General features: G+C 58.7%; 14 protein-coding genes and 3 tRNA genes. 12 read left to right on the top strand and 5 right to left on the bottom strand.

All coding sequences use genetic code 11. From position 1 onward, the window contains the following. Positions 1–49 precede the first annotated feature (49 nt). Positions 50–1,123, bottom strand: coding sequence for a 3-deoxy-7-phosphoheptulonate synthase (locus ACV8MC_RS21025; protein WP_095179767.1), 1,074 nt, complete (start codon positions 1,121–1,123; stop codon positions 50–52). 605 nt (positions 1,124–1,728) lie between these two features. On the opposite strand from ACV8MC_RS21025, the gene ACV8MC_RS21020 reads away from it, so the two are divergent. The 6 genes from ACV8MC_RS21020 (at position 1,729) to ACV8MC_RS20995 (ending at position 5,616) form a co-directional block, all read left to right on the top strand. Further along, complete coding sequence (locus ACV8MC_RS21020) at positions 1,729–2,172, top strand: GNAT family N-acetyltransferase (protein ID WP_256809904.1); 444 nt, start codon at positions 1,729–1,731, stop codon at positions 2,170–2,172. A 127-nt stretch (positions 2,173–2,299) separates the two neighbouring features. Then, positions 2,300–2,941: a response regulator transcription factor GacA gene (gacA, locus tag ACV8MC_RS21015; protein ID WP_024012761.1), complete on the top strand. Its 642-nt coding sequence runs from the start codon at positions 2,300–2,302 to the stop codon at positions 2,939–2,941. A 2-nt stretch (positions 2,942–2,943) separates the two neighbouring features. Further along, the gene (gene uvrC, locus ACV8MC_RS21010) at positions 2,944–4,767 is read left to right on the top strand and encodes an excinuclease ABC subunit UvrC (RefSeq protein ID WP_252869366.1); all 1,824 of its coding nucleotides are present in this window, start codon (positions 2,944–2,946) and stop codon (positions 4,765–4,767) included. A 32-nt stretch (positions 4,768–4,799) separates the two neighbouring features. Continuing rightward, a complete protein-coding gene (gene pgsA / locus ACV8MC_RS21005; RefSeq protein ID WP_041478738.1) occupies positions 4,800–5,360 on the top strand; it encodes a CDP-diacylglycerol--glycerol-3-phosphate 3-phosphatidyltransferase in 561 nt (186 codons plus the stop codon). 60 nt (positions 5,361–5,420) lie between these two features. Further along, a tRNA-Gly gene (locus tag ACV8MC_RS21000) sits at positions 5,421–5,496 on the top strand. A 46-nt stretch (positions 5,497–5,542) separates the two neighbouring features. Continuing rightward, positions 5,543–5,616, top strand: a tRNA-Cys gene (locus tag ACV8MC_RS20995). An 86-nt stretch (positions 5,617–5,702) separates the two neighbouring features. Here ACV8MC_RS20995 and ACV8MC_RS20990 read toward each other — a convergent pair. After that, complete coding sequence (locus ACV8MC_RS20990; protein WP_164488345.1) at positions 5,703–6,236, bottom strand: GAF domain-containing protein; 534 nt, start codon at positions 6,234–6,236, stop codon at positions 5,703–5,705. Between the two features lie 490 nt (positions 6,237–6,726). Here ACV8MC_RS20990 and ACV8MC_RS20985 point away from each other — a divergent pair. Continuing rightward, positions 6,727–6,813: transfer RNA gene (locus tag ACV8MC_RS20985), tRNA-Leu, on the top strand. A gap of 144 nt (positions 6,814–6,957) precedes the next feature. On the opposite strand, the gene ACV8MC_RS20980 is transcribed toward ACV8MC_RS20985, so the two are convergent. Next, positions 6,958–7,884 (bottom strand): universal stress protein, encoded by a 927-nt coding sequence (locus tag ACV8MC_RS20980; protein WP_095179806.1) that lies wholly within the window; start codon positions 7,882–7,884, stop codon positions 6,958–6,960. A 255-nt stretch (positions 7,885–8,139) separates the two neighbouring features. Between ACV8MC_RS20980 and ACV8MC_RS20975 the strand changes: the two genes are divergently transcribed. The 4 genes from ACV8MC_RS20975 (at position 8,140) to ACV8MC_RS20960 (ending at position 11,785) form a co-directional block, all read left to right on the top strand. Next, positions 8,140–9,213 carry an NAD(P)-dependent alcohol dehydrogenase gene (locus ACV8MC_RS20975; RefSeq protein WP_252869420.1) on the top strand — a complete coding sequence of 358 codons (1,074 nt, stop codon included), beginning with the start codon at positions 8,140–8,142 and terminating at the stop codon, positions 9,211–9,213. A gap of 35 nt (positions 9,214–9,248) precedes the next feature. Beyond that, positions 9,249–9,473 (top strand): hypothetical protein, encoded by a 225-nt coding sequence (locus ACV8MC_RS20970; protein ID WP_150742046.1) that lies wholly within the window; start codon positions 9,249–9,251, stop codon positions 9,471–9,473. Positions 9,474–9,519: 46 nt separating this feature from the next. Next, positions 9,520–10,761: an MgtC/SapB family protein gene (locus tag ACV8MC_RS20965; protein WP_457263328.1), complete on the top strand. Its 1,242-nt coding sequence runs from the start codon at positions 9,520–9,522 to the stop codon at positions 10,759–10,761. A gap of 100 nt (positions 10,762–10,861) precedes the next feature. Continuing rightward, positions 10,862–11,785 (top strand): universal stress protein, encoded by a 924-nt coding sequence (locus ACV8MC_RS20960; protein ID WP_457263326.1) that lies wholly within the window; start codon positions 10,862–10,864, stop codon positions 11,783–11,785. A 53-nt stretch (positions 11,786–11,838) separates the two neighbouring features. Here ACV8MC_RS20960 and ACV8MC_RS20955 read toward each other — a convergent pair whose 3' ends face one another. Next, the gene (locus ACV8MC_RS20955) at positions 11,839–12,402 is read right to left on the bottom strand and encodes a GNAT family N-acetyltransferase (protein WP_315434987.1); all 564 of its coding nucleotides are present in this window, start codon (positions 12,400–12,402) and stop codon (positions 11,839–11,841) included. A gap of 223 nt (positions 12,403–12,625) precedes the next feature. Here ACV8MC_RS20955 and ACV8MC_RS20950 point away from each other — a divergent pair, with 223 nt between their 5' ends. Next, positions 12,626–13,537, top strand: a complete 912-nt coding sequence (locus tag ACV8MC_RS20950; protein WP_150635443.1) for a universal stress protein — start codon at positions 12,626–12,628, stop codon at positions 13,535–13,537. 41 nt (positions 13,538–13,578) lie between these two features. On the opposite strand, the gene ACV8MC_RS20945 is transcribed toward ACV8MC_RS20950, so the two are convergent. Next, the gene (locus ACV8MC_RS20945; protein ID WP_457263324.1) at positions 13,579–14,484 is read right to left on the bottom strand and encodes an amino acid ABC transporter substrate-binding protein; all 906 of its coding nucleotides are present in this window, start codon (positions 14,482–14,484) and stop codon (positions 13,579–13,581) included. Positions 14,485–14,507 lie beyond the last annotated feature (23 nt).

The raw sequence follows: 14,507 nt of genomic DNA, 5'->3' as shown, positions 1-14,507 counted from the left end.
GGAAGGTCAGCCCTCCGCGCTTCGTATGGAACGGGAGGGCGATCTGCGATCAGGCCCTGGCGTTAGCGAGGCGCCGTGCGGCGTCGGTCAGCAACTGTTCCGTTGCGTCAAAGCCGAGGCAGCCATCAGTGATCGATACGCCGTAGCGTAGAGAGGTGCTCAGCGGCTGGCAGCCTTCGAACAGATGAGATTCCAGCATCGCGCCGATCAGCGAGTGGTTGCCACGCAGGCGTTGTTCAAGCACCTCGTTGAACACGGCTGGCTGGCGCAGGGGATCCTTGCCGCTGTTGGCATGGCTGCAATCGACCATGATCCGGTTGGGGATCTTCAGTCGGCTGAGCTCGGCGCTGATGTTGGCTACGCTGGTTGCATCGTAGTTCGGCCCTTGATGGCCTCCGCGTAGCACGATGTGGGTATCAGCGTTGCCAGCTGTCTGCACGATCGCCGGATGCCCTTGGCTGTCCACACCGAAGTGCCGATGCGCATGGGCTGCCGAGCGCATGGCGTCGACAGCAATGGCGGCGCCGCCGTCGGTGCCGTTCTTGAAGCCCACCGGCATGTTCAAGCCACTGGCCATTTCGCGGTGGATCTGCGACTCGGTGGTGCGGGCTCCAATGGCCACCCAGCTCAGCAGGTCATCAAAGTAGCTGGCGGCCATGGGTTGCAGGAGTTCCGTAGCGACCGGTAGTCCGAGCTGGATCATTTCCAGCATCAGTTCGCGCGACAGCGTCAGGCCGGTAGCCATGTCGTCAGTGCCGTCCAGATGCGGATCGTAGGCTAGCCCCTTCCAGCCGACCGTCGTACGCGGCTTTTCGACGTAGGCGCGCATGACCAGCAGCATTTCACTGCTGACATCTTCGGCCAGACGAGCGAGTTTGCTGGCGTACTCAATCGCTGATTGCGGGTCATGGATAGAGCAGGGGCCAACGATGACCAGCAGGCGTGGGTCTTCACCGTCAAGGATGGCGCGCACCGCCTGGCGATGAGTGTTGACCTGTTGATGCAGGGAATGGCTGAGCGGCAATTGCTGTTTGAGCTGCAACGAGCTGGGCAGACGCAGAGTCAGCGCTTCGTTGGCAGAATCGATTGTGGACAGCGGCAAAGCGGAAACTGAAGAGTTCATGTTCGGTCTTCCTGGGCGGATGGCGGGTTTTTCCCGCGCACTCGGCCCTACTGGGGTGTTCGACAAATGGCCGTACTGGCTAGGCATGTGTGTTTGCCACCTGTGGGTGACCGATCGGAGGCGGCAGGCTGTCCCGAGCGGAGGCTGGTAAATCGCCAGGCGCTAAAGCTGTCGTAACGGTAATAAGTGGCGTAGTTCATGGTGTAATCCTCGAAATGTGGTGTGTCGCTGAAAGTGATGGGCCTGAAAAAACAAAACCCCCGGTCGGGAGGCCGACCGGGGGTTGAGAAATCTCTGGTAGGCGACCCGTTATCATGGGCGCCGTTTGGGTATCAGGCGCGCCAGTGGCTAAACCAATACCCAAAATAAAAATTGTCAGGAGCGCAAGTGTGATTCACCCGGGCAGCCGCAACCGAGCGCAGGGCGCTGGTGGTGCAAGACTGTGGAAGGGTGTTGAACATGTGCTGTCTCCGTTGAATGCGCCGAGCTTACTCGACGCTGATACGCATCAGCAATCAGAAAATGCTATTGCCCGCCGCTCAAAACGCCTATCACTGGCAAACCATGCGGGTGAAGGGCAACTTTGCAGTCATGGAGAAAGCTGAATGAGTTATCGAATCCGGCATGCCACCCGTGATGATCTTGCTTTTGCGCGGGATCTGACCTGTCAAAACATGCTGCGCTATTACATTGAGCACGACCTGCTGTGGCAGGACGAGGCGTTCGACGCAGGCTGGCAGTATCGTGACAACTGGATGATCCTCCAGGATGAACTGGCGATCGGTTTTTTCAGTCTGAGCCAGGATGCGCGGGCGCTGTACATACGCGAATTACAGATTGATCATCCCTGGCAAGGGCAGGGCGCCGGTTCCTGGGCCATTGGTCAAGTTACCGAAATGGCTCGTCAGGCAAGACGACCGGCACTGCGACTGACAGTGTTTGACAATAACCGGGCGCAAGAACTGTATGCACGCAAAGGACTGCGCATCGTGGGCAGGGATGAGTGTTTCCTCAGGATGCAGCTCGATTTGAGTACAGCTGTGCTCTGAAACCCACAGCCGGCAAGCCCTGAATGATGAATTGAAACTTTTTAAATGCGGCTTTCCGCTAGGTCTGTCTGGCACTTTTTGCTAAGGTGTCCGGCATCCCAATAAGACCATATCGCGAGGTGTCTGCTTGATTAGGGTGCTAGTGGTCGACGACCATGATCTCGTTCGCACAGGCATTACACGGATGCTGGCCGATATCGATGGCCTGCAGGTGGTGGGTCAGGCCGAGTCAGGTGAAGAGTCCCTGATCAAGGCCCGTGAATTGAAGCCTGACGTAGTGCTCATGGACGTCAAGATGCCCGGCATTGGCGGCCTCGAAGCCACGCGGAAGCTGCTGCGCAGCCACCCGGACATCAAGGTGGTTGCCGTTACGGTGTGCGAGGAAGACCCTTTCCCGACGCGTTTGCTGCAGGCCGGGGCGGCTGGTTACCTGACCAAGGGCGCGGGTCTGCCGGAAATGGTTCAGGCCATTCGTCTGGTCTTCGCCGGGCAGCGTTACATCAGTCCGCAGATCGCTCAGCAGTTGGCAATCAAATCATTCCAGCCCACCAATGATTCGCCGTTCGATGCGTTGTCCGAGCGGGAAATCCAGATTGCGTTGATGATTGTCGGTTGCCAGAAGGTCCAGATCATTTCCGACAAGTTGTGCCTGTCGCCGAAAACCGTGAATACCTACCGCTATCGCATTTTCGAGAAGCTTTCGATCAGCAGCGACGTCGAGTTGACACTGCTCGCGGTGCGTCACGGCATGGTGGATGCCAGCGCCTGACCATGACCGAGAAATTTGATTCCAGTGCTTTCCTGTCGACCGTCAGCGGTCGGCCCGGCGTCTATCGCATGTTCGACAGCGAAGCGCGCCTGCTCTATGTCGGCAAAGCGAAAAACCTGAAGAAACGTCTGGCGAGCTACTTTCGCAAGACCGGGCTGGCGCCGAAGACGGCCGCACTGGTCGGCCGTATCGCTCAGGTCGAGACGACCATCACCGCCAACGAAACCGAAGCGCTGCTGCTGGAACAGACGCTGATCAAGGAGTGGCGCCCGCCGTACAACATCCTGCTGCGCGACGATAAATCCTATCCGTACGTGTTTCTCTCCGACGGGCAGTTTCCGCGCCTGAGTATCCATCGCGGGGCAAAAAAGGCCAAGGGCAAGTATTTCGGCCCATATCCGAGTGCCGGTGCCATACGCGAAAGCCTGAGCATCCTGCAAAAAACCTTTTTCGTCCGTCAGTGCGAAGACAGCTATTACAGGAACCGCACCCGTCCGTGCCTGCAATACCAGATCAAACGCTGCAAGGCGCCGTGCGTGGGGTTGGTCGAGCCTGACGTCTACGCCGAAGACGTACGCCACTCGGTGATGTTCCTCGAAGGTCGCAGCCATGCGCTGACCAACGAGCTGTCCATGGCGATGGAAGAGGCAGCGATCAATCTCGAGTTCGAGCGCGCGGCCGAATTGCGTGACCAGATCGGATTGCTGCGCCGGGTACAGGACCAGCAGAGCATGGAAGGCGGAACCGGCGATATCGACGTTATTGCCGCATTCGTCAACCCCGGCGGCGCCTGTGTCCACCTGATCAGCGTGCGCGGCGGCCGAGTGCTGGGTAGCAAGAATTTCTTCCCGCAGGTCGGCATCGAGGAAGATGTTTCCGAAGTCATGGCGGCGTTTCTCGGCCAGTACTACATCAGCAGCCCCGAGCGGGATTTGCCGAGCGAACTGATCGTCAACGTGGTTCATGAAGATTTCCCAGCGCTGATCGAAGGGATTCATACCTTGCGCGGCCGCGAATTGGCCATCAGTCACCGGGTGCGCGGTACCCGTGCGCGCTGGCAGCAACTGGCAGTGACCAACGCTGAGCAAGCCTTGGGCGCGCGTCTGGCCAACCGTCAGCACACCGCCGCGCGATTCGACGCGCTGGCCGAAGTGCTGAATCTGGATGAGCCGCCGCAACGTTTGGAATGCTACGACATCAGTCATTCCAGCGGCGAAGCGACGGTTGCCTCCTGCGTGGTGTTCGGGCCGGAAGGCGCGATCAAGTCGGATTATCGCCGCTACAACATCGAAGGCGTCACTGCCGGCGACGATTATGCGGCCATGCACCAGGCGCTGACCCGCCGGTTCAGCAAACTCAAGGACGGAGAGGGCAAGTTGCCGGACATCCTGCTGGTCGACGGTGGCAAGGGCCAATTGTCGATGGCCCGCGATGTGCTCAACGAACTGGCCGTACCGGATCTGATCCTGTTGGGTGTCGCCAAAGGCGCCACGCGCAAGGCCGGTTTCGAAACGTTGTATCTGAATGATGCAGCGCACGAGTTCACCTTGCGCGGCGATTCGCCCGCGTTGCACCTGATTCAGCAGATCCGCGATGAGGCACACCGCTTTGCAATTACGGGGCATCGCGCCCGTCGCGGCAAGACCCGCCGAACCTCGACGCTTGAGGGTGTCGCAGGGGTAGGGCCGACGCGCCGCCGTGACCTGTTGAAACATTTTGGTGGATTGCAGGAGCTGTCTCGTGCAAGCATCGAAGAGATCGCCAAAGCCCCGGGGATCAGTAAAAAGCTCGCTGAGTCGATTTATGCGAACCTGCATAGTGAGTAGAATGCCCCTTCACCTCGTAGCCAGTTGTGCCGATGAATATCCCTAATCTGATTACCGTTCTACGCGTCCTGCTCATCCCGATCTTCATATTGCTGTTCTATCTGCCTTACCAATGGAGTTACATGGCCTCCGCTTCGGTTTTTGCCTTTGCGGCTGCAACCGACTGGCTCGATGGTTATCTGGCGCGCCGACTGGAGCAAAGCACACCGTTCGGGGCGTTTCTCGATCCGGTCGCCGACAAGCTGATGGTCGCTGTTGCCCTGGTCTTGCTGGTGCAGGAACACGGCAATCTCTGGCTCACGCTGCCCGCAGCAGTCATCATCGGTCGCGAGATCGTGATTTCGGCGCTGCGCGAATGGATGGCCGAACTCGGCGCCCGAGCGCAGGTAGCGGTTTCCAATCTCGGCAAATGGAAAACCGCTGCGCAGATGCTCGCGCTGGTAATTCTGCTGGCTCATCCAAAGGCATTGAGCTTCTGGGTCGTGCTCGGTTATACGCTGCTGATTGTATCGGCAGGGCTGACCCTGTGGTCGATGGTTCAATACCTTCGCGCCGCCTGGCCGCACCTGAAGACTGATGTAGAAAAGAAATAAAAGTTTTTTGAATCAAGGGGTTGACGGGGCTTCTTAATTCTATAGAATGCGCCACACCAAGCGGGAATAGCTCAGTTGGTAGAGCACGACCTTGCCAAGGTCGGGGTCGCGAGTTCGAGTCTCGTTTCCCGCTCCAATTTGTACAGTGTTTGTTGTTGCGCTACTGACAGCAAATACTTTGAGGCCGAGTAGCAAAATGGTTATGCAGTGGATTGCAAATCCACCTACGCCGGTTCGATTCCGACCTCGGCCTCCACTATCAAAAACCCCGTAGATCAATGATCTACGGGGTTTTTTGTTGCTTGTGGGAAAAGTGTGGTGTTCCGCATCGTTTGAGTAGGGTCACTCAGTCAGACACGCCCCGGTCTTGATATGGCTGGCACCTTCCACCGTCAGATTCGAGAAAAAGATGCAGCCAATAAGGCGTGCGAATAACGTCAGTGTGTCCGCAAGATCCGGGTTATCAAACAGAACGGCCCTTGAATCCAAAGCACATAGGGCACCCCAGAGTCTTCCGTCCGGCAGGAAAACAGGCGCGCCTGCGTAGCTTTCAATTGAATACTGCTTCACCACAGGACGTGACGACAGTCGTCCATCCTTGCTGATTTGTGGAAGGAAGAGGGCTTGAGGATTTCGTCGAAACTCACTGCAGAGCGTAGTTTCCAGATCCAGCGTATCGCCTACGTTTATTCCCAGTTCAATCGGATCGTATGCCGAACAGACGATCCATTCCGTTTCCGTGAATTTTGCGATTCCGGCAAAGCGTGTACCGGTCAGGCGGGTGACAAGCTGCAGGATATTGGTGGTCGCTTCGATCTCGGCGATCGCCGAGCGCTCCTCTTGGCTTAAAGACGCTTTTAGAACGGTGTCACTCATTTGCATGGAATCAAATCTCCTGATTGCTTGTACATCCCTGAGCTCTGCTCTGGTGACGTTCTGTGAGGCGTGATCGTGGTTGAAGGGGGGCGTGCTGATACCCTTTGATTATTGATTTCGGCGCCAACCTTTAGCGTAGACATCCCGTCCAAACTTGGGTTGCCTGCTCATAATCTCAATCGATGAAACATCTGTCACCCGTGCAGCCAAGGTGATGGTGAGCATCTGAATCTTTTGAGTTTATCGCCACAATTTCCAGTCTGGTTGCTGCGATTTGCCAGTTACCTCGGCCTCTACTTCAAGCAAACTTCGTAGCTCCCTGATTTCTGGGGCTTTTTAATTTTCCGCGGTCAGCGATATTTAGTTCTCAAATCGCGCACTCCAAACTTGCTTCACCGGGACGTGATGTATATATTCCCCGCTCGGCTTTTCAAGCGGTCATCCTGTGAGGATCCAACCGCAAGGCTGAACAGAGCAATACCGCGCTACCGCCCGAATGGCGAAACTGGTAGACGCATGGGACTTAAAATCCCCCGCTCGTAAGGGCGTGCCGGTTCGATTCCGGCTTCGGGCACCATAAATATCAAGGGCTTGCATGACATATGTCATGCAAGCCCTTATTTTTTGTGCCGTGGGAATGTTTTCCACGCTCCTGACTGGCCATTCCGTCGCCGTCTGGTGCCTGAAGTTCCACTCCTTTCTTCAGCGTCGACTGCATCCATCAGCGAGTAAGTGTTTCCGGCGCTACCACCCATACGCTACAGGGCATTTTGTACAACAAATGCTCGACCGTGCTGCCAACCAGTCGGCCTATTCCTCGATGAGTGACGCGGCCCATTACGATCACATCGATGTCGTAAGCATCGGCATAGCTGGAAAGCACCTTGGCGGGATCGCCCACAATCATGTGCTGGTTTTCTGCCGGAATGTTGTTGCGCGCAGCCAGCGCCTGGAAAGCTTCGCCTTGGGCATCGAACAGTTTCTTGGCTGCGCTGGAAGAAAAGATCGCGGACGCGTTATTGAAGCCGAATTCGGCAGCGCTGATCGATGACAGGTCATGGGCATAAATTACGTCCAGGCTGCCATTGCAGATACCGGCCAGTCTTGCTGCTTCGCGCAGGATCCGGTCGTTGAGGCCCTGGTATTGGCCATCACGATGGAAGGGGTCGACCGCCGCGACGATTCGGCGTGGCAGTGCGTTTTGAGCGTGGCTGACAAAATGCAGCGGCACCGGGCATTCGCGCAACAGGTGGATATCCAGCGGCGTGAACATCAGCCGCGACAGAAATGATTCGTGCTCCAGAGCCTTTACAAGCGCGGCCATCGGCTGTTCCTTCAAATGGATGAGGATCTCCTTCAAAGGATTGTCCACCCAGACGACCTCGGTGGTGACGGTCACTCCGATCTTGCGCAGCGGCCGGGCCTGGTCTTCGAGCCATTGATGATGGCGTTCGACATAGCCCAGACGCATCTGCTCCAGGGCTTGCTCGTTGACCATTCCTGCGGTCGCCAGGCCCTCCAGATAATCAAACGCGACAATATGCAGTGCGGCATCCGACGCTTTGGCCAGTGCGGCGGCGCGGTCGAATGCGGGACTGTTTTTCATCAGCGGCGACACGACCAGCATGAAACGCGATTGCTCAGACATGACAGAACTCCCGAGGTAGTCACCCAAGCATTGCGCTGCATGCCTGGAGTGAGTAGTGGCGCATGCGCTTATCCTGGAGCGAGCCAGCAGGGCGGGGTTGATATTTATCAACCAGACATCAGCGCGTGGTCGTGAGCGGATGTACGGTCGAGCAAGACCACTGATCCTCGGATAGTTGACCATTATCAACTACGACCCTGTCGCCGCGGCTCAAGCTCTGCTCTGCGCTCACCTGTCGGCGGAGGGAAAGTCATCATGGCCACCATGAAAGCCGCAATATTCGTTGAAAAAAACCGCATCGTGCTCGATGACAAGCCGATTCCCGAGGTCGGGCCGCTGGATGCGTTGATCCGCGTGACCACCACCACCATTTGCGGCACCGACGTACATATCCTGCGCGGCGAATATCCAGTGGCCAAAGGGCTGACCATCGGGCACGAACCGGTCGGCATCATTGAGCGATTGGGCTCGCAAGTACGCGGTTTTATCGAAGGGCAGCGAGTGATCGCCGGTGCCATCACCCCAAGCGGGCACAGTTACGCGTGCCTGTGTGGCTGCGGCTCGCAGGACGGCCCCGACACCCGGCACGGCTTCAAGGCCATTGGCGGCTGGAAGTTTGGCAACACGATCGACGGTTGCCAGGCCGAGTACGTATTGGTGCCGGATGCACAGGCCAACCTGTGCCCGATCCCCGATGAGTTGAGCGATGAACAGGTCCTGATGTGCCCGGACATCATGTCCACCGGGTTCTCGGGGGCGGAGCGGGGCGAGATCGCCATCGGCGACGCTGTCGCAGTATTTGCATTGGGTCCCATCGGCCTCTGCGCCGTGGCCGGAGCGCGCCTGAAGGGCGCCACCACGATTATAGGTGTCGACGCGGTGCCCGAACGCATGGCCATGGCGCGCCAACTGGGCGCGACCCATACCGTCAATTTCAAGGACGGCAATGTGGTGGAGCAGATCATGGCGTTGACCGATGGCCGTGGCGTGGATGTGTCCATCGAAGCGCTGGGCACCCAAGGCACGTTCGAGTCGGCATTGCGGGTGCTGCGCCCGGGTGGGCGCTTGTCCAGCCTCGGGGTGTATTCCAGCGATCTGCACATCCCGCTCGGCGCGTTTGCCGCCGGACTGGGCGATTACAGCATCGTTTCCACCCTGTGCCCCGGCGGCAAGGAGCGCATGCGGCGCCTGATGGCGGTGGTGCAGAGCGGCGCCGTCGATCTGTCACCGCTGGTGACTCACCGTTTCAAACTGGACGACATCGAGCAGGCGTATGAGTTGTTCGCTCATCAACGCGACGGGGTCATGAAAGTCGCAATCACTCCTTGAAAGCACCTTGGCGTGCCGCTGAAACCGGGGTTTCCATGAACATCAAGATCGCTGAAAAACACGCTCCCCATGGCTGGGTCGTGCACATGGATGACTGGGATGTGGGCTTCAGGAGCCTTAAGGCTGCGCAGGAATTTGTCGAGGTGCTTGAGGCCCGTATCAACGCCCCTCACGAGTGGCCGAATGCGTTTGCCCAGCCGTTGCCAGCGCGGCCGGCAACGGCGCGCCGAATGGCCGTGAGCGTTGAATGCTCGCCGTAAGCCGAATGCAGAGCAGGGTCGCAGACCCTGTGGGACGCTACCCATCATGAATGAGGTTTTTGATCTGTCCGGCGCCGCTGCGGCGTTGGGGATCGGCATGCTCATCGGTCTTGAGCGTGAACGGCACAAGGGCACCGGCGATGCGCGACACTGCGCCGGTTTGCGCACGTTCGCCATTACCGCGCTGTTGGGGTATGTCGCGCTACAGGTCGGCGGTGGCCTGCTGCTGGGGATTGTCGCCGGCTGTGTCACGTTGCTGACCAGCGTTGCGTACTGGCGTAGTCAAAGCGACGACCCTGGGCTGACCAGCGAGGTGGCGTTGATCGCGGTGCTGATCCTGGGCGCGTTGTGCGCAACCGCGCCGGCGCTGGCCATTGCCCTTGGCGTGGTGATCGCGGGTTTGTTGACTTATCGCCAGACGCTGCATCACTTTGCCAACAGCCAGTTGTCCGAAACTGAAATGCGCGATGGCCTGATCTTGCTGATCGCAGCGCTGGTAATACTGCCATTGGCACCGGACCGCTATATCGGCCCGTACGCCGCGATCAATCTGCGCACCATTTGTACCGTGACGGTGTTGCTGATGCTGGTCGGCGCGTTCGGCCACGTTGCCGTGCGCGCTTTGGGCTCGCGCTATGGCTACGTCATCAGCGCGATTGCATCCGGCTTCGCCTCCAGTACCGTGACGATCGCGACCATGGGCCAACGCCTTGCCCATGAGCCGGGCAATATCCGCATCCTCAGCGCGGCCGCGATTTTCTCCAATCTGGCAACGGTGATACAGGTCGGACTGATCCTCATGATGGTTGATCCGAATCTGCTGAACAGTATATGGACGCCTCTGCTTTTCGGCCTGATCGCTACGTTGTTGTACGGCGCCTGCCTGATGTTTCCCGACCCCACGCGAGGGAGCCGCAGCAAACCGGTCGACACGGCAGGGGCGTTCAATCTGAAACTCGCGGTCATCGTGACACTGACCCTTACCGGCATCACATTCGTCTCCTCGGCCATGCTCAGCCACTTTGGTCAGGCAGGCTTGTGGCTGACCGCAATGCTTTCGGGCTTTGCCGATGCGCACTCTGCCACAGCGTCCATCGCAAGCCTGGCCAAGGCGGGCCAGGTGCCTTATGACTCGATAGTCGTGCCAGCGCTGATTGCCGTCAGCAGTAACTCGTTGAGCAAATGCGTGGTGGCGTGGGTCAGCGGCGGCAGGCGTTTCGCTGCCTGCGTGATCCCGGGGCAGTTGTTGCTGACCTTGGCCATGTGGGCGGGCACTGTGCTGTTTTGAGCGCAATCGGTGCTCTTGCTGACAAAGATCAAGCTGCCAGTGGCCACAGCATTCACCCTGAAGACTGTTTCTCCTGGCTGGCCGCATGCCGAGGTATCCCATGTCACAGATTCCGCGTTTACTGTTGATCGCTCCTTCAGCCATGGAGCGCACGCCGGCGTTCGAGCGCGCGGCTGCACTGGCCCAGGCCATGCAGTTGCCGTTGCACATCGTGGCCTTCGATTACTTGCAGGCGCTGGCCGTGGCAGGGCTGTTTGCCCCCGAGCAGATTCGCCTCGCCCGCGATGGTTATCTGCGCACTCACCGGCAGTGGCTCGCAGAGCAGGCTTCATTGCTGGCAAGGCATCAGATCATGGTCACCAGCGAGGTGGTGTGGGTTCAGGATCCCTTCGCCGAGATCCTGCAGTTCATCAACGAGATGCCGTTGCTATTGATCATCAAGGATGTGCAGCACGAATCCGTGCTGGAGCGTATTTTCTACACCCCGCTGGACTGGCAACTGTTACGCGATTGCCCGGTGCCGGTGCATTTGGTGAGCGACGACACTCATCCGCGCCCACGCCGTGTGCTGGCCATCGTCGATGTCTTGCGCAGCGAAGAGCAGGACTGCCTGTTCAACGATCAAATCATCGATGCCTCCACCCAACTGGCCGCGCAGTGCGATGCCCGTCTTGATGTGGTGCATGTTTACGACTGGACGGCGGTTTACGCCACGGACATGGGGTTCGGCGCACTGCCATTGGCCACCGGGATCCATGAAACGCTGGGCACTGCGCAGCATGAGGCATTTACGGCCCTGGCCGAGCGTCACGGCGTACCGGCCTCATGCCGGCACTTCATCGAGGGCGCACCGGTGCGCAGTATCTGCGAGTTCGCCATCAACAAGCAGATCGACGTCATTGTCATGGGCACAGTGCAGCACCACGGCTTGAGCAAGTTGTTAGGCAGCACCGCCGAACAGCTGCTGCATCGGGCACCTTGCAGTGTGCTGGCGATCAAGCCGCAACCCACACTGCAATCCTGAAACACGAACGCCCCGAGGTGAATCGTTGGCCGACTCACCTCGGGGCGATTCATTTACAGGTCAAGACGATGAATGACCTGGCGTGCGTCGTCAGGATCATTGTGGGTCTCGAAGCCCAGGCTTTTGGCCAGATCGCGCATCGCCGAGTTACTGGCGGCATCGACCGAGTACATCTGGCGGAATCCGTTGTGGCGGGCTGCCTTGATCAAGTGTTCCATCAGCAACGTGCCCAAGCCCAAGTGCTGCCATTCATCGGCGACCGTCACCGCGCACTCGCATTGATGTCCGCCTGTGCCGGCATAGCGGCTGATGCCGATTTCGATCAACTTGCCGTTTTCGTGAACCAGTGCAATGAAGGCGGTGCGCTGTTTGTTATCGGTGTCCATCAACTGGTCGAGCAGAGCCGTGCCGGGTTCGCCGATCTGGGCGAGAAAACGCATGTGCCTGGATTCGGGGGACAGGCGCTTGATGAAGTCGTATTCGCGCAGACGATCCTTTTCCGTGAGGGGCCGGATCAATACATGGCGACCGTCCTTGAGCGCCTCAATCCAGTATTGACCGGAAACCGCCGCATAAGCGGCCACGGCCTGATCGTTGTGGTCTTTGACGGTGAGCATGATCATTCTCCATCCGGTTCGAAAGGCTGGCGGGCGTTGAAAAACCGTCCGCTTGCCTCCCTTCTACGCGGTTGCCCACGGCGACATCTGATCTACATCAGACAGCTGCCATGCGCCTCGCTCATTGACCCGGGCTTGATGTAGATCAACGCCCGGCCAGGGCGAGCGGGCGCAGTCTTGAAGCCTGCCGGCCCACCGCGCCGGTGCCGAGCGGAGGTGTGTGATGGGCCAATATGAACGTCTGTTGCTGGTCGCTGACCAGACGCTGCATCAATCGGCGGCGATGCTGCGTGCCATCGCGCTGGCCAAGGCGAGCGGGGCGGCGCTGGATGTGCGGGCCTTCGTCGAGCCGGTGCCGATCACCCATCTGTGGGAGGAAAAAATCGATGACGTGGATGCTCAGCGCTATCAGCGGCGCTACCGTCGCTGGGTGGCCGATGAGCTCGAGCAGCTCAGCAACCAGGGGCTGGACGGCACCGTTGATGTGGTCTTCTCCAGCCATCCGCTGCTGGACATCCTCAAGACCGTCCATGTGCTCAAGCCCGACCTGTTAATCAAGGATGTGCGACTGGAACCGGCGCTCAAGCGCGTGTTCATCACGCCGCTCGATTGTCACCTGCTGCGTGAGTGTCCGATCCCCGTGCATCTGGTCAATCAGATTCGCTATGCGTTGCCGCATCGTGTCGTCGCGGCCGTTGATCCGTTTGATCCAGATACCCAAATCAATGGCTTGAACGACGTCATCATACGATCGGCGAACGCTTTGGCGTTGCAATGCGACGTGCCGTTGCACCTGCTCTGCGCCTACGATTTGTCCGCCGCTTTCAACGGCGATGCACCAATGATCAACGGTGGCTGGAACGAAGATCTGGCGAACGAGCTGCGTCAGACACTGCATCAGGCTTTTGTCGCCCTTGCCGATCGTCACGGTGTGCCACCTGAGCGTCGACACTTCGTCATGGGCCATCCAGTGCAGGTCATCAATGAGTTTGTCGAGCAGTACCTGGCCGACGTGGTGGTGATGGGCACGGTTCATCGCGTGGGCATCGAACGCGTGATCGGCAGCACCACCGAGCGCGCCTTGTATTCGGTGCCGGGGAGCATTCTGGCGGTGAGGAAAGAGCCTGTGCGGTGAGCATGATCGCAGCGTAGCGAGCCAGCCTGTTCGCTGGCCCGCTACGGTATTGCATAGATCTTGAACAGCTTCCTGGCCGCATCGCCGGCGCCGCCCAAATGTTTGTCGAATGCCTGTTCAATTTCGCCGGATCGGTACATTTCACTCAGCGCCGTGTCGACCAGCAGACGGAAATCCTCATCCTCTCGATCCACTGCCATCGCCGTCGGTGCGTACTCGAAAATCCGCTCCAGCAGCACCAGGTTGCCCGATGGATAATTTCTGGTCAGCAGATGCTTGAGCAGCATGCGTTCAGCGAAAAACGCATCGGCTTTGCCATTGGCAACCAGATTCAGACCGGCTTCTGCGTTCTCTACGGTGACCAGCGTGGCTACCACACCCAGCAATCGCATCTGCTGTTGTATCCACGTTTCGGTGACCCCGCCGGCGATGGCGGCATACGTCTGGTTGGCCAGACCACGGTTCACCGTGGCTCGCCACGTTGGCCCGGTATGGGCCACTTTGCCATTCAGCACATTGAGCAAGGTTTCGGAAGCATCCTGGCGCACCACGGCCGAGAGACCGGCGGTGTAAATCGGCACCGAGTAGCTGACGACCCTGCGCCGCGCCAGCGTGGGTGGGGTCGGCGTACAAAGAATGTCGATCCTGCCGGAACTGACGGCGCTCATCTCGTCGTTGAGCGAGACCGGTTGGTACTGGATTTTCAACGCCGGCAGATTCAGATCGATCCTGACCTTCTCGGCTATTTTCAGACAGAGATCGATGGCATAACCGCTGGCTTTATCGGCGGCCTGATCACTGAACGGCATGAAGTCAGGCACGTAGCCAAGGGTGATCGCTTGACTGGCACGGATGCGCTCAAGCGTGTTGCCATGGGCGATTACCGGTAGCAGCGCAATCAGGCAGACGAGCAGCAGGTGGTGGGCTCTGATCAGTTTCACGTTCATGCGCGCGGTTCCTCGAATTCAGA

This window comes from Pseudomonas sp. PK-RTE-24 (genome assembly GCF_054052265.1).
The sequence above is the reverse complement of the archived record's forward strand: the minus strand, read 5'-3'. Positions and strand labels throughout refer to the sequence as shown.

Excerpts from the sequence above, each read along its gene's own strand:
- ACV8MC_RS21025 (WP_095179767.1), bottom strand. The coding sequence starts at position 1,123 with ATGAACTCTTCAGTTTCCGCTTTGCCGCTGTCCACAATCGATTCTGCC.
- ACV8MC_RS21020 (WP_256809904.1), top strand. The coding sequence starts at position 1,729 with ATGAGTTATCGAATCCGGCATGCCACCCGTGATGATCTTGCTTTTGCG.
- uvrC (WP_252869366.1), top strand. The coding sequence starts at position 2,944 with ATGACCGAGAAATTTGATTCCAGTGCTTTCCTGTCGACCGTCAGCGGT.
- pgsA (WP_041478738.1), top strand. The coding sequence starts at position 4,800 with ATGAATATCCCTAATCTGATTACCGTTCTACGCGTCCTGCTCATCCCG.
- ACV8MC_RS20990 (WP_164488345.1), bottom strand. The coding sequence starts at position 6,236 with ATGAGTGACACCGTTCTAAAAGCGTCTTTAAGCCAAGAGGAGCGCTCG.
- ACV8MC_RS20980 (WP_095179806.1), bottom strand. The coding sequence starts at position 7,884 with ATGTCTGAGCAATCGCGTTTCATGCTGGTCGTGTCGCCGCTGATGAAA.
- ACV8MC_RS20975 (WP_252869420.1), top strand. The coding sequence starts at position 8,140 with ATGGCCACCATGAAAGCCGCAATATTCGTTGAAAAAAACCGCATCGTG.
- ACV8MC_RS20970 (WP_150742046.1), top strand. The coding sequence starts at position 9,249 with ATGAACATCAAGATCGCTGAAAAACACGCTCCCCATGGCTGGGTCGTG.
- ACV8MC_RS20965 (WP_457263328.1), top strand. The coding sequence starts at position 9,520 with ATGAATGAGGTTTTTGATCTGTCCGGCGCCGCTGCGGCGTTGGGGATC.
- ACV8MC_RS20960 (WP_457263326.1), top strand. The coding sequence starts at position 10,862 with ATGTCACAGATTCCGCGTTTACTGTTGATCGCTCCTTCAGCCATGGAG.
- ACV8MC_RS20955 (WP_315434987.1), bottom strand. The coding sequence starts at position 12,402 with ATGCTCACCGTCAAAGACCACAACGATCAGGCCGTGGCCGCTTATGCG.
- ACV8MC_RS20950 (WP_150635443.1), top strand. The coding sequence starts at position 12,626 with ATGGGCCAATATGAACGTCTGTTGCTGGTCGCTGACCAGACGCTGCAT.
- ACV8MC_RS20945 (WP_457263324.1), bottom strand. The coding sequence starts at position 14,484 with ATGAACGTGAAACTGATCAGAGCCCACCACCTGCTGCTCGTCTGCCTG.